Raw genomic sequence first — 24,250 nt, forward strand, 5'->3', positions numbered from 1 at the left:
TCTCCCCCAGAGGGAGAGGGGACTGGACCGAGTGCGTGGCGAGACCACCACCACGCCAAGGAATAAAAAAATGACCGACCCCATCCTGACCCTTTCGGGTATCACCAAGACCTTCCCCGGTGTGCGGGCGCTGCATGATGTGGCGCTGGAGCTTTATCCCGGTGAGGTGACGGCGCTGATCGGCGAGAATGGCGCTGGCAAGTCGACGCTGGTGAAGACCATGACCGGGATCTACCAGCCGGACGCGGGCGAAATCCGGGTTGGGGGCAAGATCGTGACGCTGCCGACGGCGATTTCGGCGACGTCGGCGGGGATTACCGCGATCCATCAGGAAACAGTGCTCTTCGATGAGCTGACCGTGGCCGAGAACATCTATCTCGGGCATGCGCCGCGCAATCGCTTCGGCATGATCGACTGGAAAACCATGAAATCGGAGGCGCAGAAGACGCTCGATTCCATGGCGGCCGGGATCGACGCCGATATTCCACTCAAGGAACTTGGGATTGCCAAGAAGCATCTCGTCGCCGTGGCGCGGGCGCTCAGCGTCGATGCGCGGGTCGTGATCATGGACGAGCCGACCGCAGCCCTGTCGCAGAAGGAAATCGAGGAGCTTTATGTGCTCGTCGAACTCCTCAAGAAGGACGGCAAGGCGATCCTCTTCATCTCGCATAAGTTCGACGAGATCTATCGCATTGCCGACCGCTACACCGTGTTCCGCGATGGCGAAATGGTGGGCAAGGGTTTTATTAGGGATACGCCGCAAAGCGAGATCGTCAAGATGATGGTTGGCCGCTCGGTCGACCAGATTTTCCCGACGCGCGCGGCGACCATTGGGGCGCCGGTGCTCGAGGTTACGGGGCTGAGCCATCCGACCGAGTTCGAGAACATTTCGTTTTCGGTTCGGAAGGGCGAGATTCTTGGGTTTTATGGTCTGGTGGGCGCCGGGCGCTCCGAGGTGATGCAGGCGGTCTTCGGGATGACCGAAGTCTCGGGCGGCACCATGGTGCTCGATGGCAAGACGATCGCACCGCGCTCGCCCGCCGACGCCGTGGAAGCCGGCATTGTCTATGTGCCCGAAGAGCGCGGCAAGCAGGGTGTCATCACCGGCGAGCCGATCTATAGGAATGTGTCGCTACCGAGCCTTGATAAGACCAGCTCAAAAGGCTTCATCCGCATGGCGGAAGAATACAAGCTGGCGCGCACCTATACCGAGCGGCTTGATCTCCGCGCCTCGTCGCTGAGCCAAAACGTCTCGACGCTGTCGGGTGGTAATCAGCAGAAGGTCGTCATCGCCAAGTGGCTGGCAACGCTGCCTAAGGTGATCATTCTCGATGAACCAACCAAGGGCATCGATATCGGCTCCAAGGCCGCGGTGCACGAATTCATGGGCGAACTCGTGAGCCAGGGGCTCTCGGTGATCATGGTGTCGTCCGAACTGCCGGAAATTTTGGGCATGAGCGACCGTGTCGTCGTCATGCGCGAGGGGCTGATGGTCGATACCCTCGACAATACCAACTTGCAGCCCGAGACGCTGGTGCGTCTGGCGGCTGGCATTGCTGAGGAGAAGGCGGCATGAACCGGCTGCTGAAAACCCGCGAACTCTGGCTGGCCCTCGGCATTCTCGCCGTCATCGTGCTGGTGACGCTGCGCTTTCCGCGCTTTTCCCAGCCGGGCAATCTGCTCACCATTTTCAATGACACGTCGATCCTGATGATGTTGGCGCTGGGGCAGATGGCCGTCATCCTGACGCGCTCGATCGATCTTTCGATGGCGTCGAACCTGGCACTGACGGGCATGGTCGTGGCCATGATCAATGCGGCAGCGCCCGGCGTGCCGATCCCGTTGCTGATTGCCGGCTGCGTCGTGGTTGGCGCGGCGCTGGGGGCGTTCAACGGTATTTTGGTCTGGAAGCTCGATATTCCGCCGATCGTTGTCACCCTCGGCACGTTGACGATTTTCCGTGGCCTCGTATTCGTGATTTCGGGCGGCGCCTGGGTCAACGCGGCGCAGATGAGCCAGGAATTCATCCAGCTTCAGCGCGGGTCTTTCCTTGGGCTGCCGATCCTCTCGTGGTTTGCCGTGGTCGTCGCGGGGCTCGTCTATCTCCTCATGACGCGCACGCCGCAGGGCCGGGCCTTTTACGCCATTGGCGTCAATCCGACGGCGGCGGTCTATACCGGCATCAATGTCGGGCGAACCAAGTTTCTCGCTTTCGTACTGGCCGGGGCCATTTCGGGGTTCTGCGGCTATCTCTGGATTTCGCGCTATGTGATCGCTTCGGTGGAGGTGGCCGGTGGCTATGAACTGACCATCGTTGCAGCCTGCGTCATTGGCGGCGTCTCGATTGCCGGTGGGATCGGGACGGTGGCGGGGGCGCTGCTCGGCGCGCTGTTCCTCGGCGTCGTCAACAACGCGCTGCCGGTGATCGGCGTCTCGCCGTTCTGGCAGATGGCGATTTCGGGCGCGGCGATTCTGATTGCCGTGGTGCTCAACGGCCGGAGCGAACGGACCAAGGGGCGGATTATTTTGAAGAAGGCGGAGGCGGGGGCATGATGAGCGGAGCTGCTATATCGCATCACCCCCGCCCAGCCTCCCCCATCAAGGGGGAGGTGTTGCATCGCGTTTGGGGCGAGATTTTGTGCCCCCCACCGGCCCTGCACCTTCCCCTTGATGGGGGAGGTTGGGAGGGGGTGACGGAACCCATAAACCCATCCATTTCCACTCTCACGCCGGGAGCCCCTTCATGACCGATTTTCCCGCAACCGGCCGTCAGCTTCCGAACCGGCTGGACAAGCCGCTGAAATCCGCTGTGCTCAGTTGGGAAAGCCTGCTGGTGCTCGTCGCGATGGCCATCTTCATCGCCAATTCCTTCGCCTCGCCCTACTTCCTCAATGAGTGGAGCTTGAGCGATATGACGTTCAACTTCACCGAGAAGGCGCTGATCGCGCTCGCCATGGCGCTGATCATCATCACGGGCGAGATCGACCTGTCTGTCGCCTCGATCATTGCGCTTGCCTCGACCATGATGGGTCTGGCGCTGCAGGCAGGGGCGGATACGCCCGTGCTCGTGATGGTGGGGATCGGTGTCGGGGTGCTCTGCGGAGCGTTTAACGGATTCCTGGTGACAGGGCTCAAGCTGCCCTCGATCGTCGTCACCATCGGTACGATGAGCCTTTTCCGCGGCATCGCCTACATCGTTTTGGGCGATCAGAGCTTTAAGGGTTACCCCGCGAGCTTTTCCTGGTTCGGGCAGGGCTATGTGTTCTGGGTCATCTCGTTCGAGCTGGTGCTCTTTGTCGTCGCGGCCGTCATTTTCTATGTGCTGCTGCAGCACACCAATTTCGGGCGGCGGGTCTATGCCATCGGCAACAATGCGACGGCGGCGCGGTTTTCGGGCGTGCGCGTCGATCGCATCAAATTCGTTCTGTTTTGCCTGACCGGGCTGATGAGTGGCATCGCGGCGGTGCTTTTGACGGCGCGGCTGGGGTCGACGCGGCCTTCCATTGCGGAAGGTTTTGAGCTCGAGGCGGTGACCATGGTGGTCTTGGGCGGTGTTTCCATCCTTGGCGGCTCGGGCACGATCATCGGCGTTGTGCTCGCGGCGCTGATCATGGGCCTTGTGACCTTCGGGCTTGGGCTCCTCAACGTGCCAGGGATCGTCATGTCGATTTTCATCGGCTTGCTGCTGATCGTCGTGATCGCGCTGCCGATCTTGTTCCGCATGTGGAGGCAAAGACGCGCATGATCACCGATGACGGCTACGAAAAACACGCCTTCAAGATGCGGCTCAATCCCGGCATGACCGCGGAATATAAAAAGCGCCACGACGAGATTTTCCCCGAACTCGTCGACCTGCTGCACGCGGCAGGCGTGAAGGACTATTCGATCCATCTGGACGAAGAGACCAACACGCTCTTTGGCGTGCTATGGCGGCGGGTGGATCATACGATGGCTGAACTGCCCAATACCGAGGTCATGAAGCGCTGGTGGGCGCATATGTCTGACATCATGGCGACGAATGAGAAGAACGAGCCGGTGTCGGTGGATTTGCTGCCGGTGTTTTGGATGAAGTGAGGGCTGATTAGGCTGCGATGGCAGGTCGTTCCTCGGACTTGAGATGAAGGGGGCGTTCCATGCTCGCATGTGCGGTGGCTCCCGCAGAGGCCCTCGGATCAAGTGCGAGGGAAGAGCGGTGGGTGTGGTTGGATTGGGGCGCGCCGGACGTCGTGAGTGACACCTCCACAATCATGTCTGCATCTGCCCGGATTTACCAAACCATCCCCGGTCTTCCCTCGGGCTTGACCCGAGGGTCCCTACCCCTGCGCGCGAGTGCGGTGGCTCCCGCGGAGGCCCTCGGATCAGGTCCGAGGGAAGATGGGTGGGTGGTTGGATAGGGGGCTACTCAAATTGTCAGCCCGGCAAAATACCGAGATAGAGGTCGTCCCATTCGGGATTGTCTTTCTCGATCAGCGCGATCTTCCACGCGCGCAGCCAGTGTTTCATGGTCTTTTCGCGCTGCATCGCGAAGTACATGTCTTGGTGCTCTTCGTAATAGACGAGAAAGTGACACCGGTACTTTTGGGTAAAGCTCGGGACCAGATCGTTTTTGTGTTCCCAGACACGGCGGACGATGTCGCTGGTGGCGCCGATGTAGATCGTGCCGAACTTTCGATCAGCCATAATGTAGAGCCAGGCCATGGCTGATTTCAGTTCCAAATGGCCGGTAGGTCAATACTGGAGTGTGCGTTGTATTAGAGATGTTAGTCGAGTGTAGGCCTGGACATTACTCTTGTGGCTTTCATGAAGGCCCTCGGATCAAGTCCGAGGGAAGATAGGTGGGTGGGGCGGGTTGGAGTTGAAACCAAGCTTTCGCGACTGCTAGCGGTGTTTAGCGGCTGTCACCCCGATTATCCAAAAGCACTGCGTTTCCCTCGGGCTTGACCCGAGGGTCACTTCGCCCACGCACCTCTTCAATGGATCGTCGCTCTGATCTACTTACCCACCTCATTCCGCCAGGAATATTGCGGCGAATAGCCCAGCATGCGCTTGGCCTTCTCGATCGAGAGAAGCGTGCCATTGGTCGAGATATTACCCTTCTGGGGAACATCGGGGAACACTTCGGCGAGGAGCGAGGTGTTGGAGCGGGTCATCACCGAATCTGCATTGGCGATGATGAAGGCTTCGAAACCTTTGAAATCGGCCTGGAGCGAGCGCCGCACGGCCTGAGCGCCGTCGCGGGCGTCGATATAGCCCCAGAGGTTCCACTTGCGCTTTTTCGGGTCACTGTCGAAACCGGGGAAGGCGGCGTAGTCTTCGGGATACATGACATTGGAGAAGCGCAGGCCGACGATGCGGAGCTCGGGGTCCCAGCGGCAGAATTGGGCGGCCATGGTTTCGTCGAGCAATTTTCCCAGCGAATAGGCGCTTTCGGGGCGGGGGAAGTATTCCTCGTCGACGGGCGCATAGGGCGGGGGTGTGTCGAAGGGCAGGCCGAGAACGGTTTCGCTCGAGGCAAAGACGACGTTCTTGATCTTCGCCAGACGGCAGGCCTCGAAGACATTGTAGGTCGTCGGGACGTTGTTGGCGAAGGTCTTGGCGTTGGCGACGAGACCAGGCGCGGGAATGGCGGCGAGATGCACGACGGCGTCGAAGGGACCGCCGCGCTCATCGATGCCGCCAAGAATCGCCGAGGCGACTTCGCCGAAATTGGTGAGGTCGATGCGCACCGAGGGGCAGATCGGGTCGGACAGCGTCTGGCTATCGACATTAAGCACGTCATAGCCATGGGCCACGAGATCGCGCAACACGGCGCGACCGAGCTTGCCGCTGCCCCCGGTGACGAGAACCTTTTTCATCCGAACCTCCTCAAATTCCACGCGGATTTTCTGCGCGACTATTGGGGAGAAGGTTAGGCGGAATTGCCGGCCTTGCCAACAGGGAGCGCTCTCTCGCGCGTATGAACTGAAACTGAACGGGGCCATCAGGCTAAGTTCAAACGGAGGGGGCCAGTCTGACGCCATGATGAATTTGATCGTCGGGGGACGAACATGAACAAGCGCCAGGAAAAGGTTTTGGTCGCCACGCTTTGTGGTCTTGTGATCGCGGTGACGGCCGGGTTCGTCGTACAGCCGGCCATGGCGGCGGGCTACAATGTGGGCCAGCCGGCGCAGGTGTCGCGCGTTGCGCCTTGGGATGTGCTGCAGGTGCGCAAATGGCCGGCGAGCTATTCGCAGAAGATCGGCAGCTTTGGGCCGGGAACTTCGGTCTGGGTCGAGCGTTGTATCGAGGTAGCAGAAAGCTCGGACTGGTGCCTTGTCGATAATGACGAGACGCGCGGCTGGGTAAACTCCCGCTACCTCTCGCCGCTCGGCGGCAGAGAAATCTGATTTTTAGGCCGACCCCTCCATCGGCTTATTTTAGTGACTGTGTACTGACCTCCCCATGCATTGACTTTTCCGGTCGCTGATTGTTCCTCAAGAGCAGTCAGGACCGGAGTTTTCTTTTATGGATGCCAATCCCGTTCTCGCCGAAGCCGTGCGCGGCAATTGGGTGGAAAATCGCCATCGCGGCGCTTTCGTCGTGATCGATGCCGATGGGCAGGTGATTGCCTCGGCAGGCGATATCGAGCGGCCGGTCTTTCCGCGCTCGGCGATCAAGTCCATGCAGGCGTTGGCCATTTTCGACCGGCATGCGGTAGACCGGTTTCATCATTCCTCCGAAGAACTGGCGCTGGCTTGCGCTTCGCATCATGGCGAAGAGGTGCATACGAGCCGGGTTGGCGGATTTTTGCAGCGCATGGGGCTCTCGGAGGCGACGCTTGAATGCGGCGCGCATCAGCCGACTAATGGCGCGGCGCGGGAGGCCCTGCGCGAAAAGCATGAGGAGCCGAGTGCGCTCCATAACAATTGCTCGGGCAAGCATGCCGGCATGTTGAGCGTGGCTCTGGCCATGGGCGTGCCGACGGAAGGCTATGTCAGCCGCGAGCACGATGTGCAGCGCGCGGTGCGGGCGGCGGTGGAACTGGTGATCGGCGAGGAGCTGACCGAGGACCGCTGCGGCACGGACGGGTGTTCGATCCCGACATGGGCAGCGCCGATCCGGGCCTGGGCGCATGGCTTTGCGCGGATGGCGACGGGGAAGGGGCTCGATGCCGGCCACGCGGCCGGGGCGCAGGCGCTGTTCGATGCGGCGACGACCCATCCGCTCCTCGTGGCGGGGACCGGACATCTCGATACGCTAGTGATGGAAGCTTTTGGCGGTCGCGTCATGCAAAAGGGCGGGGCCGAAGGCGTGCAATGCGGCGCCATTCGCGACAAGGGTTTTGGGTACGCACTCAAATGCGACGACGGCAATATGGCGGCGAGCCAGGCGATGGTCGCGGCACTGTTGCTGAAGTTTGCCGAGCCGGATGAGGAGCAGCGCAAGGTTTTGGAGCAGTTCGCACGGCAGCCGACCGTGAATGTGCGGAAGATGGTGGTGGGGGAGATGCGGGCGGTTCTGTGACTGCCGAAGGCCCCCTCACCACGACGCTTCGCGTCGACCTCTCCCCCAGAGGGAGAGGTGGGTGAGTGCGTTGATGACGGAGTGACGCCTCTTCTTCAGGGGAAGCGCCTTGGCACTACCTGATCGTCACATGCGGATATTTGTCCGCTGCGGCGCGGAGGTCGGGTTCGGTGATCTTGGTCCATTCGAGGCCGACGATTTCGCCGACTTTGGGCTCGTAAATCATGTTGTTGGCGATCAGCACCGGGCCAGGATCGTCGGCAACGGTGACGCCGATGCCGACATCGCTTGCATAGACGACATTGTTGGCGATGACGATCGAGCGCATGAAGCGCCCGAAGCCGGCGGCGATGGCGACGCCGGGGACGTTTTCGACGACATTGCCGGTGACCGAGACTTCGGCCTCGACATAGATGCCGACCGGGACGGTGTCCGGGTTGACCTCGGACTTGGGCGAGATATTGCGCACGATATTGTTGGCGCAAGTGGCGAGATGACCCTCGCTGTCGAGATTGGTGATCGAGATGCCTGTGGCGGCGCCGTCGATGAGGTTTTCGGCGATGATCGAGCCGGAAAAGCCGAATTCGGAGAAGATCGCGACCTCGCCGCAGGTGCGGCACTGATTGCCGGAGACGACGGTGTTTTTCGTGGTGTTGAGGCGGACCGCGGTGAAGGCGCAATCGCTGATGTGATTGTCCGAAACGATCACTTCGTCGGCGAGATAGACATTGATGCCATTGCCGTTCTGGCCATTGCCGCCGGCTTTCCAATCGATATTGGCGATGCGGTTATTGGTGACGATGGAGCCATCGACACCCTTGGTATCGCGCCAGATGCGGATGCCGGCATTGCCGCAGCCATCGATGTGATTGCCGGAAATGAGCGAGCCCGTGCTTTCGAGCGAATGGATGGCGCAATCGGCGTGATTGAGGAAGACGCAATCCCTGACGCGGACCGCGCTGGCATGCATACCGAGGGCAATGCTCGAGCCATCGGTGAAATGGCAGCGCTCGACGGTTATGTCGGTGCCGGTCTCGATGCCGAAGAGTGGGTCGGTGCCGCTATTACCGGTAAAGCCGATGTCGCGGACGATCGTGCTTTGCTGGTTGGAAATGACGAGGGCAGGGCCGCCGGAGGCGACGAGCCAAGTGGCGCCGGGCACGCCTTCAAGCGTGAAATTGGATTTGAGATTGATCTGGCCGACGCGGAAGCGGCCGGCGGGGAGGGTGAGCTTGCCGACAGCGCCGTCGATGGCGGCCTGAAGAGCGGCGGTTTGATCGCTCTCGCCATCGGGCACGAGATCGGCCGTTTGCGCCTGAACCGGCGCGGAGGCGGCCGCAGCGAGGGCGGAGAGACCGAGAACGGCGTGGCGGCGGGAAATCGTTGTTTCTTGGCGCATAATTCTATTGTGCCAGCTTTCGGGCACGGCGCGAGGAAAAGCGGGGGAATTGGTGAACGGGGCCATTCTTCCGTGCCTTGTTCGCCCCACGACGGCGCGGCTATAACGGGGGAATGGTTTTAGGGAGAGGCATGCAATGCTCGTTGACGGTAAGATCTATCTTGGGACGAGCACGCGGCCGGAATATCTGAGCCTCAAATATGGCAATCGGCATGGGCTGGTGACCGGGGCGACGGGCACGGGCAAAACGGTGACGCTGCAGGCTCTGGCCGAGGGATTTTCGGCGGCGGGGGTGCCGGTCTTTGCGGCAGACATCAAGGGCGATCTTTCAGGGGTCGCGAAGGGCCAGCCGATCCAAGAGTGGCAGACCAAGCGCGCCGAAGAGATCGGCTTTACCGATTATGCCAATGACGCTTTTCCGGTGGTGTTCTGGGACCTGTTCGGGACCAAGGGGCATCCGGTGCGCGCGACCATTTCGGAGATGGGGCCGGTGCTGCTGAGCCGCATTCTCGATCTCAACGATACGCAGGAAGGCGTCCTCAATATTGCATTTCGCGTCGCCGACGAAGAAGGGCTGCTGCTGCTCGATCTGAAGGATCTGCGCGCTCTGCTGGTCAATCTCCAGGAGCGGGCCAAGGAGATTTCGGGGCGCTATGGCAATGTCTCGACCGCGTCGATCGGCGCGATCCAAAGGGCGCTGCTGGTGCTGGAACAGCAGGGCGCCGACCATTTCTTTGGCGAGCGGGCGCTCGAAATTGCCGACCTGATGCGGACCGATAGTGACGGGCGCGGATTCATTTCGATCCTCGCGGCCGATCAATTGATGGCCTCGCCACGGCTCTATGGGACGTTCCTATTGTGGCTGCTGTCCGAGCTGTTTGAAGAGCTGCCGGAAGTGGGCGATCCGGAGAAGCCGAAGATGGTGTTCTTCTTCGACGAAGCGCACCTGCTCTTTGACGATGCGCCCAAGGCGCTGATCGACAAGGTCGAGCAAGTCGTCAAGCTCATTCGATCGAAGGGTGTCGGCGTTTATTTCGTGACGCAGAATCCGATCGATATTCCGGAAAATGTGCTGGCGCAGCTTTCCAACCGCGTGCAGCACGCGCTGCGCGCCTATACGCCGCGCGAGCAGAAGGCGGTAAAGGTGGCAGCGGAAACCTTCCGCCCCAATCCGGCCTTTTCGACCGAAGAGGTGATTACCCAGCTTGGGATCGGTGAGGCTTTGGTATCGGTGCTGGAGGATAAGGGCGTGCCATCCATGGTGGGGCGGACGCTGATCCGGCCGCCTTCAGCGCAGGTGGGCCCGCTCAATCCGGCAGAGCGCGATGCGACGCTCGCCAATTCGCCGGTTGGCGGTCTCTATGACACGGTGGTCGATCGCGAGTCGGCCTTCGAGATTTTGGAAAAGCGGGCGCGCGATCGGCAATTGTCGGATGAACGGGCCAAATACGATGCCGAGGACCGGGCGCGGGCCGATCAGATGGCGCGGGAGACGGCGCGCGAAGAGCGCGTGACCCAGCCGCGGCGAACGAGCCGGCAGACGCCGGCAGAGGCGGCGATGAATTCGTTTGCGCGGACGGTGGCCAATCGGCTCGGCAGCGCTATCGTGCGCGGCATTCTCGGCAGCCTCAAGGGACGATGACCATGGCCGATCTCTCCAAGACCCAACCGGTTATCGGCATTTTCGCTTCGGACAAGGGGCCGGGCGATCCGGAACGCGCGAGCCTGATGAGCCAGACGGGGACGCTGTTTGCCCGGCGCGGCGCGCAGCTTTTGTGCCTCTGGGAGAATGGGGTATGTCCGTTGCCGCTGATGACGGCGGCGCGGACGGCGGGCGGGCCAGTGTCGATCCTGGCGGATGAAGAGGTAAACGTGCCGCCGACTTTGGCCGGGGTGCCGGTGCGGGTCGTGGAGGATCGGGCGGCGCGGCACGCGCTCTTGGCCGAGGAAGCGCAGGTTTTGCTGGCTCTGCCGGGCTCGCTAGCTTCGGCAAGTTCGCTGTTTGGTGCCTGGGCGGCAGGGCAGGGGAAGCCCAAGCCCGTCGTAATGCTCAACCGGCACCGGGCTTTTGAGGTGGTGAAGGGTTTTGCCGGCGACGTGCTGTCGCATTCTGTGGCTGGGTATGACCGCAATATCCAGTTTGCGGATACTGTCGAGGATCTCTGGCACAAGGTCAGTTGGGTGCTGGAGAGACGGTAGGGAGGCTGCCCTACACTTGTTCAACCTTGCCAAATTTCGGCGTCATTCCCGCGAAAGCGGGAATCCCACTGCGCTGAATGCGATTCCCGCTTTCGCGGGAATGACGCCGTGGGAAATGGGAAATCGAGTTCCCAGTCTAAGATCTCAGGATGGGTCCCGGCTTTCGCCGGGATGACAGCTGGTGGGTGGGGCGCAATCTTGCCCAAGCAGAGCGATGCTTTAGGGCTCAAGCCCCGGATGCATGGGGCGGCGGCTGTTTGGGAATAGCGGGACAACATTGTCCGTCGTCCGGCGCGTCGGGCTCGGCTGGGGCTTTGGCATGGGGACGCGGTCGCGGCGGTCGGGGCCGCGGTAGCCGTTGCCGAGGAGGCCCACGACGCTACGATTGATGAGGCGGGCCTGGACGCGCTGCAACAGGTGGCGCGGGGACATGGGCTTGACGAGCACTTCGTCGATGCCGGCGCTGATCGATTGATGACGCATGGGCGGAGTGATGGCGCGGGTAAGCGCAATCACTGGCAGATCGCGGCTGACGAATGTGGGGTCGAGGCGGATGGCTTCAACCATTTCATAGGCCGGGCGACCGTCGCGATCGAAATCGACCACCAGCATATCGAGCGGGGCGATGTGCATATAGGCGAAGAGCTCGCCCTCGCTTTCGAACGGGCGCACGCGCAGGCGTGAGTCGCCGGCGAGGACCATCGTGAGAACGGACGTCAATGCGGGGTTAGCGGCCAATACGGCCACTGTTTTCGGCTTTGTCGTCAACGCTTTTCCCCGGTTAGTAAACAATCCGTTAACACGGACTGAATCGCGCTGGAAGCGTTGCGTTCCGCTAAGCAGTGGGAATTGTTGGGAAAGTTAACGGCGAGAGGGGTTTGCGAAAACGCAAAAGAAAACCCGCCGGCTTGCGCGGGCGGGTTTTCGGAAATCTCAGGATGGGCCCCGGCCTGCGCCGGGGTGACACCTGATGGTTGCCGGGCCGAAAATTACGCCGTGGCTTCTTCGAAAAGCAGCTCGACGTGTTCCCAGTTCACGAGGTTGTCGAACCAGGCTTCGAGGTATTTCGGGCGGGCATTGCGGTAGTCGATGTAATAGGAGTGTTCCCAGACGTCGACGCCGAGGATCGGGTGAGCACCGTGGACGAGCGGGGATTCGCCGTTTGCGGTCTTCGAGATTTCGAGCTTGCCGTTCTTGACGGCGATCCAGGCCCAGCCGGAGCCGAACTGGGTCGTGCCGGCCTGGATAAAATCGGCGCGGAGCTTGTCAAAGCCGCCGAGATCGGAATCGACAGCCGCCTGAAGCTTGCCGGGGAGCTTGTTGCCGCCGCCGTTTGGCTTCATCCAGTTCCAGAAGTGGACGTGGTTGTAATGCTGGCCGGCATTGTTGAAGAGGCCGGCATTCTTGCCGAAGCTTTCCTTGACGATGTCTTCAAGCGGCAGGATTTCGAGACCCGAACCTTCAAGCAGCTTTTCGCCATTGGTGACGTAAGCCTGATGGTGCTTGTCGTGGTGGAATTCGAGCGTTTCGGCGGACATGTAGGGCCCGAGCGCATCGTAAGCATAGGGCAGCGGCGGCAGGGTAAACTTGGTCGACATGGATAGTCTCCGTTTCTGAAAAAGGATGACGCTGAAGCGAAACAGGAATTACGGGATGGTTATAGGCAGTCTCGATTGGCGCAACAATGACGGGGCGGGAACTAACCGTCCAATCCTACCGACTTTAGCGCAAAGGCATAACACTCGGCGGTTTCCTTGAGGCGATCGAAGCGGCCGGAAGCGCCGCCATGGCCCGCGCCCATATTGGTCTTGAGATATAATGGCGCGGTGCCCGTCGCGGTTGCGCGCAGTTTTGCGACCCACTTGGCCGGTTCCCAATAGGTGACGCGCGGATCGGTGAGGCCGGCGAGCGCGAGGATAGGCGGATAGTCTTGAGCCGAGACGGCTTCGTAGGGCGCGTATGCGGCGATGCGGGTGTAGTCGGTTTCCGAGGTGATCGGATTGCCCCATTCGGGCCACTCGGGCGGGGTGAGCGGCAGGGTGTCGTCGAGCATGGTGTTGAGCACGTCGACAAAGGGCACCTGGGCGATGACGCCGGCCCAGAGATCGGGGCGCATATTGGCGATGGCGCCCATCAGCATGCCGCCGGCAGAACCGCCCTGCGCGACAATTTTGCCCTTTTTGGTGTAGCCGGCTTCGATCAGCGCTTCGGCGGCGGCGATGAAGTCGGAAAAAGTGTTGGTCTTGTGCTCGCGGCGGCCGTTTTTGTACCAGGCATAGCCCTTGTCCATGCCGCCGCGGATATGGGCTATGGCATAGACGAAGCCGCGATCGACGAGGGAGAGGACCGAGACGGAGAAGCTCGCGGGCATGGACATTCCATAGGCGCCGTAGCCGTAAAGCAGGGTCGAGTTTTTGCCGTCGAGCGGCGTGCCTTTTTTGTAGAGGAGGGTCACCGGCACTTCGGCGCCATCGGCGGCTTTGGCGAAGATTCGGCGGGTTTCGTATTTTTCCGGGTCGTGGCCGGAGGGGACTTCCTGGGTCTTGAGTAGGGTCCGCGAGCCGGTCGCGAGGTCGACGTCATAGACCTGGTTGGGCGTCGTTGGCGAGGAATAGGAGAGGCGGAAGACAGTGGTGTCGAATTCGTAGCCGACCGACATGCCGAGGGAATAGGCTTCCTCTTCGAAGCGGACGACGTCTTCCTTGCCCGAATTGAGATCGCGCACGACGATGCGCGGCAGACCGTCGCGGCGTTCGAGGCGGAGGAGATGGTTTTTGAGGACGATGGTGTCGAGGATCAGCGTGCCGGCTTCGTGGGGGACGAGGTCAGTCCAGTTTTCGGCGCCCGGATTGTCGAGCGGGGCGGTGACAACCTTATAGTCCTCGGCGCCATCGGCATTGGTGCGGATATAGAGAAGACCATCGCGCTCTTCCACATCGTACTCTCGATCGGTGAGGCGCGGGGAGACGAGGCGCGGCTCGCCGCCGGTTTCGGCGTCGATCAGATAGACTTCCGAGGTCTGGTGATCGTGCGCGTCGATAATGATGAACTTGTCGTTTTGGGTCTTGCCGACGCCAACGAAGAAGCCGGGGTCTTTTTCTTCGTAGATGATCGGGTCGGCGGTTTGCTCCGTGCCGATCATGTGGCGGCGGATGCGGTAGGGACGGTGGTTGTCGTCATATTCGGTGTAGTAGATCGCCTTGGAATCATTGCTCCAGACATAGGAGCCGGCGGTGTCGGCGATGGTTTCCGGGCTATCCGCGCCGGTCTCGAGATCGCGGATGACGATGTCATAATATTCCGAGCCGGCGCGGTCGGCTGCCCAGGCGAGATAGCGGTGCGAGGCGTCATGATCGGCGCCGGCAAAACCGAAGTAACCGTCGCCGGCTTCGATATTGCAATCGAGCAGCACGGTTTCCGGGCCACCGGCGCGCAGGGTGCGGACGACTTGCGGGTATTGCTTGCCCTCGAGCATGCGCGAATTATAGGCCCAGGGTCCATCGGGCGAGGGAATGCCGCTATCGTCTTCTTTGATGCGGCCGCGGATTTCCTTGTAGATCTTGTCCTGGAGATCGGCGGTCGGCTTGCCGAACTGGTCTTCGTAAAAAGAATTCTCGGCCTCGAGATAGGCGCGGATTTCCGGATCGAGCGTTTCCGGGCTCTGCATGACCTCCTGCCAATTTTCAGCGCGCAGCCACGCCCAGGGGTCCTCGCGGGTCACGCCATGGTTTGTATGGCTATGGGGCACGCGCTTGGCTTGGGGTGGGGTGGTCTGGGTCATGAAGTTATTCCGCTTTGGAGGCAGGAGTGGTGCCTAGGACATAGGCGGGGCGAGCGAGAATTGCCAGAGGCGCGAAAGCTGGGCGCAATCGTCGCAGCCAGTCCGATTTGGCTTGTTCCCGCTTCGTGAGTGGTTAAGCTTTGATTCACAAAAGAAGAACCAAGAACCCTTTGGAGGGGCTGAGTGGGGCTGTCCCTGGATGCGAGCATCGCCCTTGTGGCGATAGCGCCCTTTGTTGCGGCGCTATTGGCGCCGTTCATCCATAGTCTGGCGGGACGCTACTCGGCCTGGATTCTGGCGCTGGTGCCGGCCGGCATCTTCATGCTGCTGATCCGGCTGGGCGAGACAGTTGTTGGCGGCGGTACGCTGACGGCCGCGATCGACTGGGTGCCGGCTTATGGGCTGACGCTCGGCTTTTTCGTCGATGGGCTGAGCTTGGTTTTCGCACTCACCATTGCCGGGGTGGGCACGCTGATCCTCCTCTATGCCGGGGCATATCTCCGGGGGCATCCGCATCTCGGGCGCTTCTATGCGTATATGCTCGCCTTTATGGGCGCGATGCTAGGACTGGTGCTAGCGGATTCCATGCTGGCGCTGTTTTTGTTCTGGGAAGCGACGTCGGTGACTTCGTTCCTCCTGATCGGCTTCGATCATAGCCGGCAGGCGGCGCGGCGGGCGGCAATCCAGGCCCTGGTGATCACCAATATCGGCGGCATTGCGCTGCTGGTCGGCGTGATTTTGCTCCAGAATATCGGCGGAACGTGGCTGCTGAGCGAGTTGCGCGGCATGGGCGACGTGGCGCGCGGGTCGGGCTTTTATGGCGTCTTGCTCGCCCTGTTCCTCCTCGCTGCCTTCACCAAATCGGCGCAGTTTCCGTTCCACTTCTGGCTGCCCAATGCCATGGAGGCGCCGACGCCGGTTTCCGCCTTTTTGCACTCGGCGACCATGGTCCAGGCTGGTGTTTACCTCCTGTTGCGCATGACGCCGGTTTTGGGCGGCACACCGGTCTGGACCGGGCTGTTGCTCGCCTTTGGCGGGGTGACGCTGATCTGGGGCGCGCTGGCGGCACTGCGCGAGACGGATCTCAAACAAATGCTGGCGCAGACGACGATTGGTTCGTTGGGCTTGCTGGTCGTGTTGATTGGGCTTGGGACCGAAGCGGCGATTGCGGGCGCCGTGCTCTATTTCATTGCCCATGCCTGCTACAAGGCGGGGCTCTTCATGGTCGCCGGCGCGGTGGATCATGGCACGGGGACGCGCGAGATCAATGCGCTTGGCGGGCTGGCGGACAAGATGCCGGTGACCTTTATCGGCGCGGCGCTGGCGGCGCTCTCGATGCTCGGCCTGCCGCTGACCGTCGGTTATTTCGCCAAGGAAGAAATGTATCTGGCGGTGACCGGCGGGGACTTCGGCATGCTGGCGGTCTTGCTGGTATTGATCATCGGCAATGCGCTGCTGGCGGGTGTGGGGCTGATCGTGATGATCCGGCCATTCCTCGGCGATGTGGTCGAGACGCCGAAGACCGTGCATGAGGCGCCGATTGCCATGTTGGCAGGGCCGATCCTCCTCGGTGGCGTTGGCGTGGTGCTAGGGCTATTGCCCGATTGGCTAGGCCATGACGTGTTGGCGCAGGCCGGCAGCGCCATTTTGGGAGAGGGGATCGAGAGCCATCTGTCTCTCGCGCTCGACATCACGAGCCCGCTGCTCTGGCTCTCGGCGATCACCTGGCTGGCCGCCATTCTCGTGTTCCAGAAGGGGCATGTCATCCGGGCGGTGCTGCGGCGGTTCAATGCCGTTCTGCCCTCGGCGGATCGGGTGTTTGACCTTGTGATGTTCGGACTCATTCGCTTTGCGGCAGCAGTGACGCGGGCACTGTATCACGGCAGGCTCGAATATTATCTTGGCATGCTTTTCATGTGCCTGACGCTGGCGCTGTTCCTGCCGATGCTCATGCTCGGCGGGTTCGACTGGATGGTACCGACGGCCGATCTCGGTGATTGGTCCAAGCGCCTGGTGCTGCCGGCTCTGGAACTGCACGAATGGGGCGTGGTGCTGCTGGCGGTGATGGGGCTTATTGCGGTGTTAATCGCGCAGAGCCGGCTGGTCGCCATTCTCTCGCTCGGCATTCAGGGCACGGCGCTGGCGCTGATCTTCCTGCTCTTCGGCGCGCCGGATTTGGCTTTCACCCAGTTGATGGTCGAAATTCTTTCGGTCGTGATCCTGACAATCGTCATGACCAATCTCAAACTAGACGCGCGCGATCACCGGCCGTTCGAGGACTGGGCGCGGGACGGGACTATTGCGTTGGTCTGCGGGGCGGGGGTGAGCCTGCTGCTGATGCTGGTTTTGAGCGGCACGCTCGATGATCGTTTGGCGGAATTCTTCACCCGGACCAGCGTACCGATCGCTCATGGCGCCAATATCGTCAATGTCATTCTTGTCGACTATCGCGGCTTCGATACGCTGGGCGAGATTTCGGTGGTAATGGGCGCTGGTATCGCCATCCTGGCGCTGTTGCGGCGTCGGAAGCCGGGGAGTGAAGCACGATGAATACGCTGCTTTTCCGGACTGCTGCACCGCTGATCGTTGCTACCATGCTGGTCTTTTCGGTCTATATCTGCCTTCGGGGCCACAACGAGCCGGGCGGCGGCTTTATCGGTGGGTTGATCGCCGCATCGGCCATCGCCGTCTATGGCATGGCGGCGGGGGTGCCGGCGGTGCGGCGGGCGCTGAAACTCGATCCGCTGGCGATTGCCGGGGCTGGCGTTTTGCTGGCCGGATTGTCGGGGCTTTTGAGCCTTTTCATCGAGGCGCCATTCCTCACCAGCATCTGGCTTTATCTCGATCTCGGGGAGACGGTGGTGCCGCTGTCGACGCCGCTGTTTTTCGATATCGGCGTCTATCTGACGGTCTTCGGCACGCTTTCGGCAGTGGCGCTGGCGCTTGAAAGCGACAGCGAGGAGGACCTTTGATGGATTATGTTCTGGCTTTGCTGGTCGGGGTCTTCGTTTCGCTCGGGGTCTACCTGCTGCTCTCGCGCTCGGTGATCCGCATGATCCTCGGCATGACCATTCTCGGCAATGGCGTCAATTTGCTGATCTTTACCGCGGGCCGCGTGACGCGCGGGGTGGCGGCGATCGTGCCGCCAGGGCTTGAGGTGCCCACAGGGCCGATCGCCAATCCACTGCCGCAAGCGCTGATCCTGACGGCCATTGTCATCGGCTTTTCGATGTTCGCCTTTCTCCTGGTTCTGGCCTATCGCGCCTATCAAAGCCTTGATGCCGACAACACGGACCGCATGCGGCTCGCCGAGCCCGACAATGCGCCGCAACCGCCGCTGAGCTACTGAGATGGAAGACACGGCGCTATCGGGACTGCCGCCCGCCATGATCGAAACTGCAACGGCGCTCGCCGATTGGCTCATCGTGCTGCCGATCGTGCTGTCACTGATGGGCGCGGCACTGTTGCTGGTGCTGCGCGGACAAAAAGGCTTGCCGGTCATCGTGGCTGCCTTAATCGTCGGCGGAATTATCGCCGCCGATGTAGGGCTCTTGCTGCGGATTTTGGAAACCGGGCCGGTGAGCATGACCATGGGGCGTTGGTTGCCGCCCTTTGGCATTGCGCTGACGGCTGACCTCTTTGGCGCCGGCTTTGCGCTGGCGGCAGCAGTGGTGACGCTGGCAGTGGTGCTTTATGCCGAAATGGGGCGGGATGCCGGGCAAAGCCGCGATGGGTTTCATGCCATGGTGTTGCTGCTCTTGGGTGGCGTCAGCGGCGCGTTTCTGACCGGGGATCTCTTCAATCTCTATGTCTGGTTCGAGGTGACGCTGATTGCTTCCTTCGGGCTGATTGTCCTCGGCGGAACACCGCTGCAGATCGATGGGGCGGTCAAATATGGCTTCATCAATTTTCTGGCGACGACGCTGTTTCTCCTGGCGCTGGGGCTGACCTATGGCCTCCTCGGCACGCTCAATATGGCCGATATCATCCGCGTGGCGCCGGGCGCCGATCGGGCGGCGCTGACGGGGATCGCGGCGCTGCTGCTGCTGGCCTTCGGGATCAAGGCGGCAGCGTTTCCGCTCAATGCCTGGCTGCCGGCGTCTTACCACACGCCGCGTCTCGCGGTTTCGGCGCTGTTTGCGGCGCTGCTGACCAAAGTGGGCGCCTATGCGTTGCTGCGGACGCTGATTGCGCTTCTGCCGCAGAGCCGGGAGCTGCTCGAGCCTGTGCTGGTGATCCTGGCGGTCGCCACGCTGGTGATTGCGCCGCTCGGGGCGATTGCCGAAACCAATCTGCGGCGCGCGGCGGGGTTCTTTGTCATTTCAGGGATCGGCGCCATTCTGGCGGGGATTGCCATGCCAAGCGCTGAAGGCGTTGCGGGCGCGGGGGTCTATATATTCCACGCCATGCTGTCGGTGGCGGCCCTTTATCTGGTTATCGGCATCATCGAGGTGCGGACGGGCGCACGCGACACGCGAGCCATGGGGGGGCTCTATGCGAGAAGTGCGCCGCTTTCGATCCTGTTTTTCGGGACGATTCTGGCGCTGGCCGGCATGCCGCCATTTCTGGGCTTTTGGCCAAAACTGCTCATCCTGCAGGCGGGTGTTGCCGAGGGCGGGATGGGCTGGGTGCTGGTCTCGGCGCTCGTGGTCAATGCCGTGCTGGTGTTGATCGCCGGCACGCGGATCTGGGCGCATATTTTTTGGCGGAACGGCCCCGAGGGCGTGGCGGGGGTAAATGACCCGTTGCCTTTGCCGCCGCTGACCGGGTCAGGGCGCCTAGCGATGGGGGCGACGGTGGCATTGACGCTGATCGTCTTTGCCATCGGTCTCTGGCCCAATCCAATGCTGACGGTGGGGAAGGCTGGGGCAGCGGACCTGATCGATACGACCCGCTATGTTCAGGCGGTTGGGTTGGCGGAGGTGACGCCATGAACAGTGCTTTTCTCGTCGTCATCCTGGCGCTGATCTGGGCTGGTATTTCGGGCAATTTTTCCGGGCTCAACCTGCTCTTTGGCGGTGTGATCGGCAGCGTCGCCATTTTTGTGTTGCGGTCCTCGGTCAGAGATCGTGGCTCCATCCGCAAGGCGCGGCAGCTTTTTGGGCTGGCGCTGCTGTTTCTCGTCGAACTGCTGATGAGCGCCATTCGCGTTGCGGCAATCGTGCTGCGGCCCGATGTGAAATCGGCGATCCGGCCTGCGGTCGTTGCCGTGCCGCTGACAGTGACGTCGGACGCAGAGATTACGCTCCTCGCCAATATGATTACCCTGACCCCGGGGACGCTCAGCATCGACGTCGCCGAGGATCGCTCGGTGCTCTATGTGCATGTGCTGTCGATGACGAGCGAAGCGGCTGTGATCGCCGATATCAAGACCGGGTTCGAAGCGCGGATTGCGGAGATCTTTAAATGAGCGTCGCGCAGTTCCTCGATTTGAGCAGTCTTATCGCGCTGGTTTTGTTGAGTGCAGCGCTGTTGTTGTCGATTGTGCGCATTGTTATCGGGCCGACCTTGGCCGATCGGGTTTTGGCGCTCGATCTGCTGACGGTGGTGGCCATGGGATTTATCGGCGCCGTGGCTATTCGCACCGGGCTGACGCTGTATTTGGACATTGCTCTTGCGCTCGCCCTTTTGGGCTTTCTCGCGACTGTGGCCTTTGCGAGATACATCATGCGCCGTGGTCTTAAAGAAGATCACGCAATGGAGGCGCAATCAAAGTGAGAGATATCGTGCTCTGCCTTGGAGGCGGTTTTTTGATTCTGGGGGCGATATTCACGCTCATCGCCGCACTCGGAGTCATTCGCCTGCCTGACCTCTACACGCGGATGCACGCCGCCTCCAAGGCAGGTGCCGTGGGCGGTGGGCTCGTTTTGCTGGCGGTCGGGCTGGTGAGCCTTGATGCCGCAGTGGCGCTCCGCGCTTTGATCGGTATTGTCTTTTTGCTGCTCACAACACCCTTGTCCGCGCATCTCCTTGCCAGAGCGAGTTATCTTGGCAATCAACCGCTTGGGGAAAGTAGCGTAGGGGTTGATCCTAAGACACGATTGGAACAAAATTCCCAAGCATGAATAAACCCGAGTGAATTCGGTTTGTATTGCAGTTCAGAGTTGCGTGCTGCAGTAAACAGAATTAGGAATGCAACACGGTCGCCACTGCCCTGTTGCGATTCAATAAATTCGGAAGGTTACAACATGAACGACAACATCGCTCCGGCAGATGTGGGAGAGTTCGATCTGGTCGAACTAAGTGCCGACATCGTCTCGGCTTATGTCAGCCACAACGCCGTGAGCCCGACAGATCTGACCAAGTTGATCGCTGAAGTGCATGGTGCGCTGCGGTCCCTGCGCAGCAATGAAGTGCCTGTGCTTGTGGAAGATCTCAAGCCTGCCGTTCCGGTGCGCAAGTCGGTCGCTGCCGACTACATCATCTGCCTCGAAGACGGGAAGAAGTTCAAGTCGCTCAAGCGCCACCTGCGCACGCACTACAACCTCTCGCCCGAGGAATACCGTGAGAAGTGGGGCCTGCCGGCCGATTATCCCATGGTTGCGCCAAACTATTCGGCAACGCGTTCCAAGCTCGCCAAGGACAATGGCCTCGGCCGTAAGGCTGGCTGAACAATCTAGAGGTCACCTGCGGGAGGCCTTGCCGATATCGGCAAGACCTGCGCAAGACCAAGCAGTTGCGCTGAGCTCTCGATATTTGAGTTGAAGCGCAATTCGATCCGATCGACTTTTCTCTTAGTGGCCGCCCCCGGGTGGCCACTATGCGTTTACCCCTTCATTTCTCGCGATTTTTACCTTCTCGGGGCCAAGTTATCCCCGGGGTGGAAAACCTCTGTCAGGATATAGGAATATTGTCCTATGATGTCGGGGGATGTCTATGCGAATCGAAACTCATTCCGGTGAACCGCCACAACCGAACCCACGCCGCAAACGCGGCGATTTTGGGTTGGCCGATGTACTCGCTCTGATTTCACGGGAGAGAGATATTCCTATCCGGTTGCTGGTTCACGTTTCTCGTTGCCGGGCCGAGACGGCGCGGGCGCGGCAGGTGGCGATGTATCTGGCCCATGTGGTGAAGGGCATCAGCCTGACGGCGATCGGGTCCGCTTTCGGCCGAGATAGGACTACAGTCTCCTATGCCTGTGGTTTGATCGAGGATATGCGCGACGATCCCGGCTTTGACGCCGAGCTCGACCGGCTTGAGGCGCTGCTCAATGAAACGCGGGAGCACTGAGATGGAAGGGCTTCCAGACGCCGTTTTGCGCCTCGCGAGTGGGCGCGGAGAGCAGGCGGCATTTCTTGATCGGCACCATATCGAGGCGGCATCGCGCCTCGCTCGCCTGTTCGAAAAGGCGCGACTGCGGCAGCGGGTGACCATGTCTTATGACCCGGCGCGGGTAGGTGGGCGTTCGGGGTCGGGATCGGCTGAGACGGACTTGTCCGTGTCGGCAGCCGATGCACGGCGAAAACTATCAGATCTGGCGCGAACGATGCCGGCCGAGTGCTGGTCGCTCCTGTTCGACATTTGCGGGCTTGATCTTGGCCTGCAGGAGATCGAGGCAAGCCGGGATTGGCCCCGGCGCGGCGGCAAGCTTGTCCTACGCATCGCGCTTTCGAGCCTTGCGAGCCAATTCGGGCTGGAGGCCAAGGCGGAGGGCCGCGACGCGACCCCGCAAAGGCATTGGCTGCCTGAGCGGCAGGAGATGTTTCCGCAAGCGGGTTCTTAACGATGTAAGGTTCTGTAATGTTTGGTGAATGGTGCGCGTGGTAGATTGCCTTCATCAAGCAGGGCGGGAGCCATGTCCGCAAGAATCGTTGCCATCCAGTATCTGCGCGCCATTGCGGCTCTCATGGTGTTGGTTTCGCACGCCCTGCTTTACCCGCTGACGGTCGAGGACATCACCTATGGCCGGCTGGGCTGGCTGGGCGTGATCCTCTTTTTCGTCATTTCCGGTTTCATCATGGTCAGCGTCACTGAGGGCGGGCGCTTCGATGGCCGCGAATTCATGCAGCGGCGCATTCTCCGTGTCGTGCCGCTCTATTGGGCCTTCACCTTTGTTGCCGCGCTCATGGCGTTCGTCGCGCCGCAATTGTTCAAGACGACGGTGTTCAACGGCGAGCAACTGGCGCTCTCGCTGGCCTTCATCCCGTTTTACAACGCGGCAAGCCAAGGATTGCACCCGCTCTATAAACTCGGCTGGACGCTCAACTATGAGATGTTCTTTTATGCCTGCTTCGCGCTTCTCGCGGTTTTCACCGCGCGCGGGCGGGTCATGGGGTTGACCATCGCCTATATCGGGCTTGCGCTGATCGGGCTTTTTCTCGCGCCGCAGGCCGCCATTCCGCATTTTTATACGAGCTTCCTGCCGCTCGCTTTCGTCGCCGGATGCTGGATCGGGCTTGGGCACCTCGAAGGGCGGCTGGCGGATATCCCGCTGCCCGTCATGGTGCTGGTCGGCGCGACTGGCCTGTTCGGGCTCTATGAAGGCTTTGGCTGGAACCGCGGCGTCGTCGAAGACGCGAGTGCCTTTGTCGGCCTATTGGCCTTTGCGGCGAGCACAGTCCTATTGGCCGTGCGCTATGAGGCGCGGCTGCCGCGTTTCCGCTGGCTCGAGCATTTGGGCAATGCGTCCTACTCGATCTACCTTGTCCATATCTTTGCCGTCGCCTTGATGGCAGGGATTGGACTCAAGCTGATCGGGCGGAGTTTTCCGGGAATCGTGCCGGTGGTGACGCTCCTTGCGATCGGCACCGGCATCTGGCTTGGGCTTTTGCTCTACCGCTATGTCGAGCGGCCGCTGATGCGGCGCCTCAACCGCAAGAAACCCTAGGCTAGCCGAGCCTTGGCTTCGTTCCGGATGCGATTGACCATGGCGACGAGCCCATTGGAGCGCTGCGAGGTCAGGTGCTCGCGGAGGCCCAATTCGTCAAAGAGCGCGATGGCGTCGGTTTCGGCGATTTCTTTCATCGACCGGTCCGAATAGAGCGCGAGCAGCACGGCCACCAGTCCTTGCACGATCATCGCATCGCTTTCGCCCTTGAGGTGCAGCGCGCTGTCCTTGGGTTCCGCGACGAGCCAGACTTGGGAAATGCAGCCATTGACCTTGTTGGCATCGGTTCGTTCGCCCTCGTCGAGCTTGGGCAGAGCCTGGCCGAGTTCGATGAGATAGCGGTAGCGGTCTTCCCAATCGTCGAGAAACGAAAGGTTGTCGGCAATGTCCTGAAAGGCTTGGGGCTGGGTCATGGGCCACTATCTACAGCATGTCGCCTGAAAGTGGGTACCGGTTTCAGGAAAAAGACATGCGCAAAAACGCCTCAAAAGAAAAGGCCGCAAGCACGGGGTGCGTGCTTGCGGCAGGAGCCGATGGG

General features: G+C 61.0%; 26 protein-coding genes. 19 read left to right on the forward strand and 7 right to left on the reverse strand.

Features of this window, described 5'->3' with window-relative positions:
- The first annotated feature begins 70 nt into the window (after positions 1 to 70).
- From ASE94_RS13065 to rhaM, 4 genes are all read left to right on the forward strand, one after another.
- A complete protein-coding gene (locus tag ASE94_RS13065) occupies positions 71 to 1,576 on the forward strand; it encodes a sugar ABC transporter ATP-binding protein (RefSeq protein ID WP_062631332.1) in 1,506 nt (501 codons plus the stop codon).
- Entirely contained in the window at positions 1,573 to 2,553 is a 981-nt protein-coding gene (locus tag ASE94_RS13070) for an ABC transporter permease (RefSeq protein WP_062630778.1), read from the forward strand. Before ASE94_RS13065 ends, ASE94_RS13070 begins: the two co-directional genes overlap by 4 nt.
- A gap of 190 nt (positions 2,554 to 2,743) precedes the next feature.
- Positions 2,744 to 3,745, forward strand: coding sequence for an ABC transporter permease (locus tag ASE94_RS13075; protein WP_062630779.1), 1,002 nt, complete (start codon positions 2,744 to 2,746; stop codon positions 3,743 to 3,745).
- Complete coding sequence (gene rhaM, locus ASE94_RS13080) at positions 3,742 to 4,074, forward strand: L-rhamnose mutarotase (protein WP_062630780.1); 333 nt, start codon at positions 3,742 to 3,744, stop codon at positions 4,072 to 4,074. The genes ASE94_RS13075 and rhaM overlap by 4 nt, the downstream gene beginning before the upstream one ends.
- A 336-nt stretch (positions 4,075 to 4,410) precedes the next feature.
- Here the strand turns inward: rhaM and ASE94_RS13085 are convergent, their stop codons facing one another.
- Positions 4,411 to 4,698, reverse strand: coding sequence for a GIY-YIG nuclease family protein (locus ASE94_RS13085; protein WP_062630781.1), 288 nt, complete (start codon positions 4,696 to 4,698; stop codon positions 4,411 to 4,413).
- A 293-nt stretch (positions 4,699 to 4,991) separates the two neighbouring features.
- Positions 4,992 to 5,855, reverse strand: coding sequence for an NAD(P)-dependent oxidoreductase (locus ASE94_RS13090; protein WP_062630782.1), 864 nt, complete (start codon positions 5,853 to 5,855; stop codon positions 4,992 to 4,994).
- A gap of 192 nt (positions 5,856 to 6,047) precedes the next feature.
- Here ASE94_RS13090 and ASE94_RS13095 point away from each other — a divergent pair, with 192 nt between their 5' ends.
- Positions 6,048 to 6,386: an SH3 domain-containing protein gene (locus tag ASE94_RS13095; RefSeq protein ID WP_062630783.1), complete on the forward strand. Its 339-nt coding sequence runs from the start codon at positions 6,048 to 6,050 to the stop codon at positions 6,384 to 6,386.
- A 118-nt stretch (positions 6,387 to 6,504) separates the two neighbouring features.
- Entirely contained in the window at positions 6,505 to 7,503 is a 999-nt protein-coding gene (locus tag ASE94_RS13100) for an asparaginase (RefSeq protein WP_062630784.1), read from the forward strand.
- Positions 7,504 to 7,618: 115 nt separating this feature from the next.
- Here the strand turns inward: ASE94_RS13100 and ASE94_RS13105 are convergent, their stop codons facing one another.
- Positions 7,619 to 8,902 (reverse strand): TIGR03808 family TAT-translocated repetitive protein, encoded by a 1,284-nt coding sequence (locus tag ASE94_RS13105; protein ID WP_062630785.1) that lies wholly within the window; start codon positions 8,900 to 8,902, stop codon positions 7,619 to 7,621.
- Between the two features lie 136 nt (positions 8,903 to 9,038).
- Between ASE94_RS13105 and ASE94_RS13110 the strand changes: the two genes are divergently transcribed.
- A complete protein-coding gene (locus ASE94_RS13110) occupies positions 9,039 to 10,544 on the forward strand; it encodes a helicase HerA-like domain-containing protein (protein WP_061907936.1) in 1,506 nt (501 codons plus the stop codon).
- A 2-nt stretch (positions 10,545 to 10,546) separates the two neighbouring features.
- Positions 10,547 to 11,101: a hypothetical protein gene (locus ASE94_RS13115; protein WP_156352151.1), complete on the forward strand. Its 555-nt coding sequence runs from the start codon at positions 10,547 to 10,549 to the stop codon at positions 11,099 to 11,101.
- 219 nt (positions 11,102 to 11,320) lie between these two features.
- Here ASE94_RS13115 and ASE94_RS13120 read toward each other — a convergent pair whose 3' ends face one another.
- The 3 genes from ASE94_RS13120 to ASE94_RS13130 form a co-directional block, all read right to left on the reverse strand.
- Positions 11,321 to 11,869, reverse strand: a complete 549-nt coding sequence (locus ASE94_RS13120; protein WP_156352152.1) for a response regulator — start codon at positions 11,867 to 11,869, stop codon at positions 11,321 to 11,323.
- A gap of 221 nt (positions 11,870 to 12,090) precedes the next feature.
- Positions 12,091 to 12,699, reverse strand: coding sequence for a superoxide dismutase (locus tag ASE94_RS13125; protein ID WP_062630788.1), 609 nt, complete (start codon positions 12,697 to 12,699; stop codon positions 12,091 to 12,093).
- A gap of 101 nt (positions 12,700 to 12,800) precedes the next feature.
- Positions 12,801 to 14,882 (reverse strand): S9 family peptidase, encoded by a 2,082-nt coding sequence (locus ASE94_RS13130; protein WP_062630789.1) that lies wholly within the window; start codon positions 14,880 to 14,882, stop codon positions 12,801 to 12,803.
- 183 nt (positions 14,883 to 15,065) lie between these two features.
- Here ASE94_RS13130 and mbhE point away from each other — a divergent pair, with 183 nt between their 5' ends.
- From mbhE to ASE94_RS13185, 11 genes are all read left to right on the forward strand, one after another.
- Positions 15,066 to 17,432: a hydrogen gas-evolving membrane-bound hydrogenase subunit E gene (gene mbhE, locus ASE94_RS13135; RefSeq protein ID WP_244484039.1), complete on the forward strand. Its 2,367-nt coding sequence runs from the start codon at positions 15,066 to 15,068 to the stop codon at positions 17,430 to 17,432.
- The gene (locus ASE94_RS13140; RefSeq protein ID WP_062630790.1) at positions 17,429 to 17,854 is read left to right on the forward strand and encodes an MnhB domain-containing protein; all 426 of its coding nucleotides are present in this window, start codon (positions 17,429 to 17,431) and stop codon (positions 17,852 to 17,854) included. The genes mbhE and ASE94_RS13140 overlap by 4 nt, the downstream gene beginning before the upstream one ends.
- On the forward strand, positions 17,854 to 18,231 hold the full coding sequence (locus ASE94_RS13145; RefSeq protein ID WP_062630791.1) for a Na+/H+ antiporter subunit C: 378 nt from the start codon (positions 17,854 to 17,856) through the stop codon (positions 18,229 to 18,231). Before ASE94_RS13140 ends, ASE94_RS13145 begins: the two co-directional genes overlap by 1 nt.
- Before the next feature lies 1 nt (position 18,232).
- The gene (locus tag ASE94_RS13150) at positions 18,233 to 19,816 is read left to right on the forward strand and encodes a proton-conducting transporter membrane subunit (RefSeq protein ID WP_062630792.1); all 1,584 of its coding nucleotides are present in this window, start codon (positions 18,233 to 18,235) and stop codon (positions 19,814 to 19,816) included.
- On the forward strand, positions 19,813 to 20,292 hold the full coding sequence (locus ASE94_RS13155; RefSeq protein WP_062630793.1) for a Na+/H+ antiporter subunit E: 480 nt from the start codon (positions 19,813 to 19,815) through the stop codon (positions 20,290 to 20,292). Before ASE94_RS13150 ends, ASE94_RS13155 begins: the two co-directional genes overlap by 4 nt.
- The gene (locus tag ASE94_RS13160) at positions 20,289 to 20,600 is read left to right on the forward strand and encodes a cation:proton antiporter (RefSeq protein WP_062630794.1); all 312 of its coding nucleotides are present in this window, start codon (positions 20,289 to 20,291) and stop codon (positions 20,598 to 20,600) included. The genes ASE94_RS13155 and ASE94_RS13160 overlap by 4 nt, the downstream gene beginning before the upstream one ends.
- The gene (gene mnhG / locus ASE94_RS13165; RefSeq protein ID WP_062630795.1) at positions 20,597 to 20,947 is read left to right on the forward strand and encodes a monovalent cation/H(+) antiporter subunit G; all 351 of its coding nucleotides are present in this window, start codon (positions 20,597 to 20,599) and stop codon (positions 20,945 to 20,947) included. The genes ASE94_RS13160 and mnhG overlap by 4 nt, the downstream gene beginning before the upstream one ends.
- Before the next feature lie 123 nt (positions 20,948 to 21,070).
- Complete coding sequence (locus tag ASE94_RS13170) at positions 21,071 to 21,493, forward strand: MucR family transcriptional regulator (protein WP_061907947.1); 423 nt, start codon at positions 21,071 to 21,073, stop codon at positions 21,491 to 21,493.
- A gap of 265 nt (positions 21,494 to 21,758) precedes the next feature.
- Positions 21,759 to 22,115, forward strand: coding sequence for a helix-turn-helix domain-containing protein (locus tag ASE94_RS20720; protein ID WP_082461267.1), 357 nt, complete (start codon positions 21,759 to 21,761; stop codon positions 22,113 to 22,115).
- Position 22,116: 1 nt separating this feature from the next.
- The gene (locus ASE94_RS13180) at positions 22,117 to 22,608 is read left to right on the forward strand and encodes a DUF6456 domain-containing protein (protein ID WP_156352153.1); all 492 of its coding nucleotides are present in this window, start codon (positions 22,117 to 22,119) and stop codon (positions 22,606 to 22,608) included.
- A 72-nt stretch (positions 22,609 to 22,680) separates the two neighbouring features.
- Entirely contained in the window at positions 22,681 to 23,712 is a 1,032-nt protein-coding gene (locus tag ASE94_RS13185; RefSeq protein WP_062630797.1) for an acyltransferase, read from the forward strand.
- Here ASE94_RS13185 and ASE94_RS13190 read toward each other — a convergent pair.
- Positions 23,709 to 24,125: a SufE family protein gene (locus tag ASE94_RS13190; RefSeq protein WP_062630798.1), complete on the reverse strand. Its 417-nt coding sequence runs from the start codon at positions 24,123 to 24,125 to the stop codon at positions 23,709 to 23,711. The genes ASE94_RS13185 and ASE94_RS13190 overlap by 4 nt on opposite strands.
- Positions 24,126 to 24,250 lie beyond the last annotated feature (125 nt).

The sequence above is a fragment of the Devosia sp. Leaf64 genome, from assembly GCF_001421945.1.
Taxonomy (GTDB): domain Bacteria; phylum Pseudomonadota; class Alphaproteobacteria; order Rhizobiales; family Devosiaceae; genus Devosia.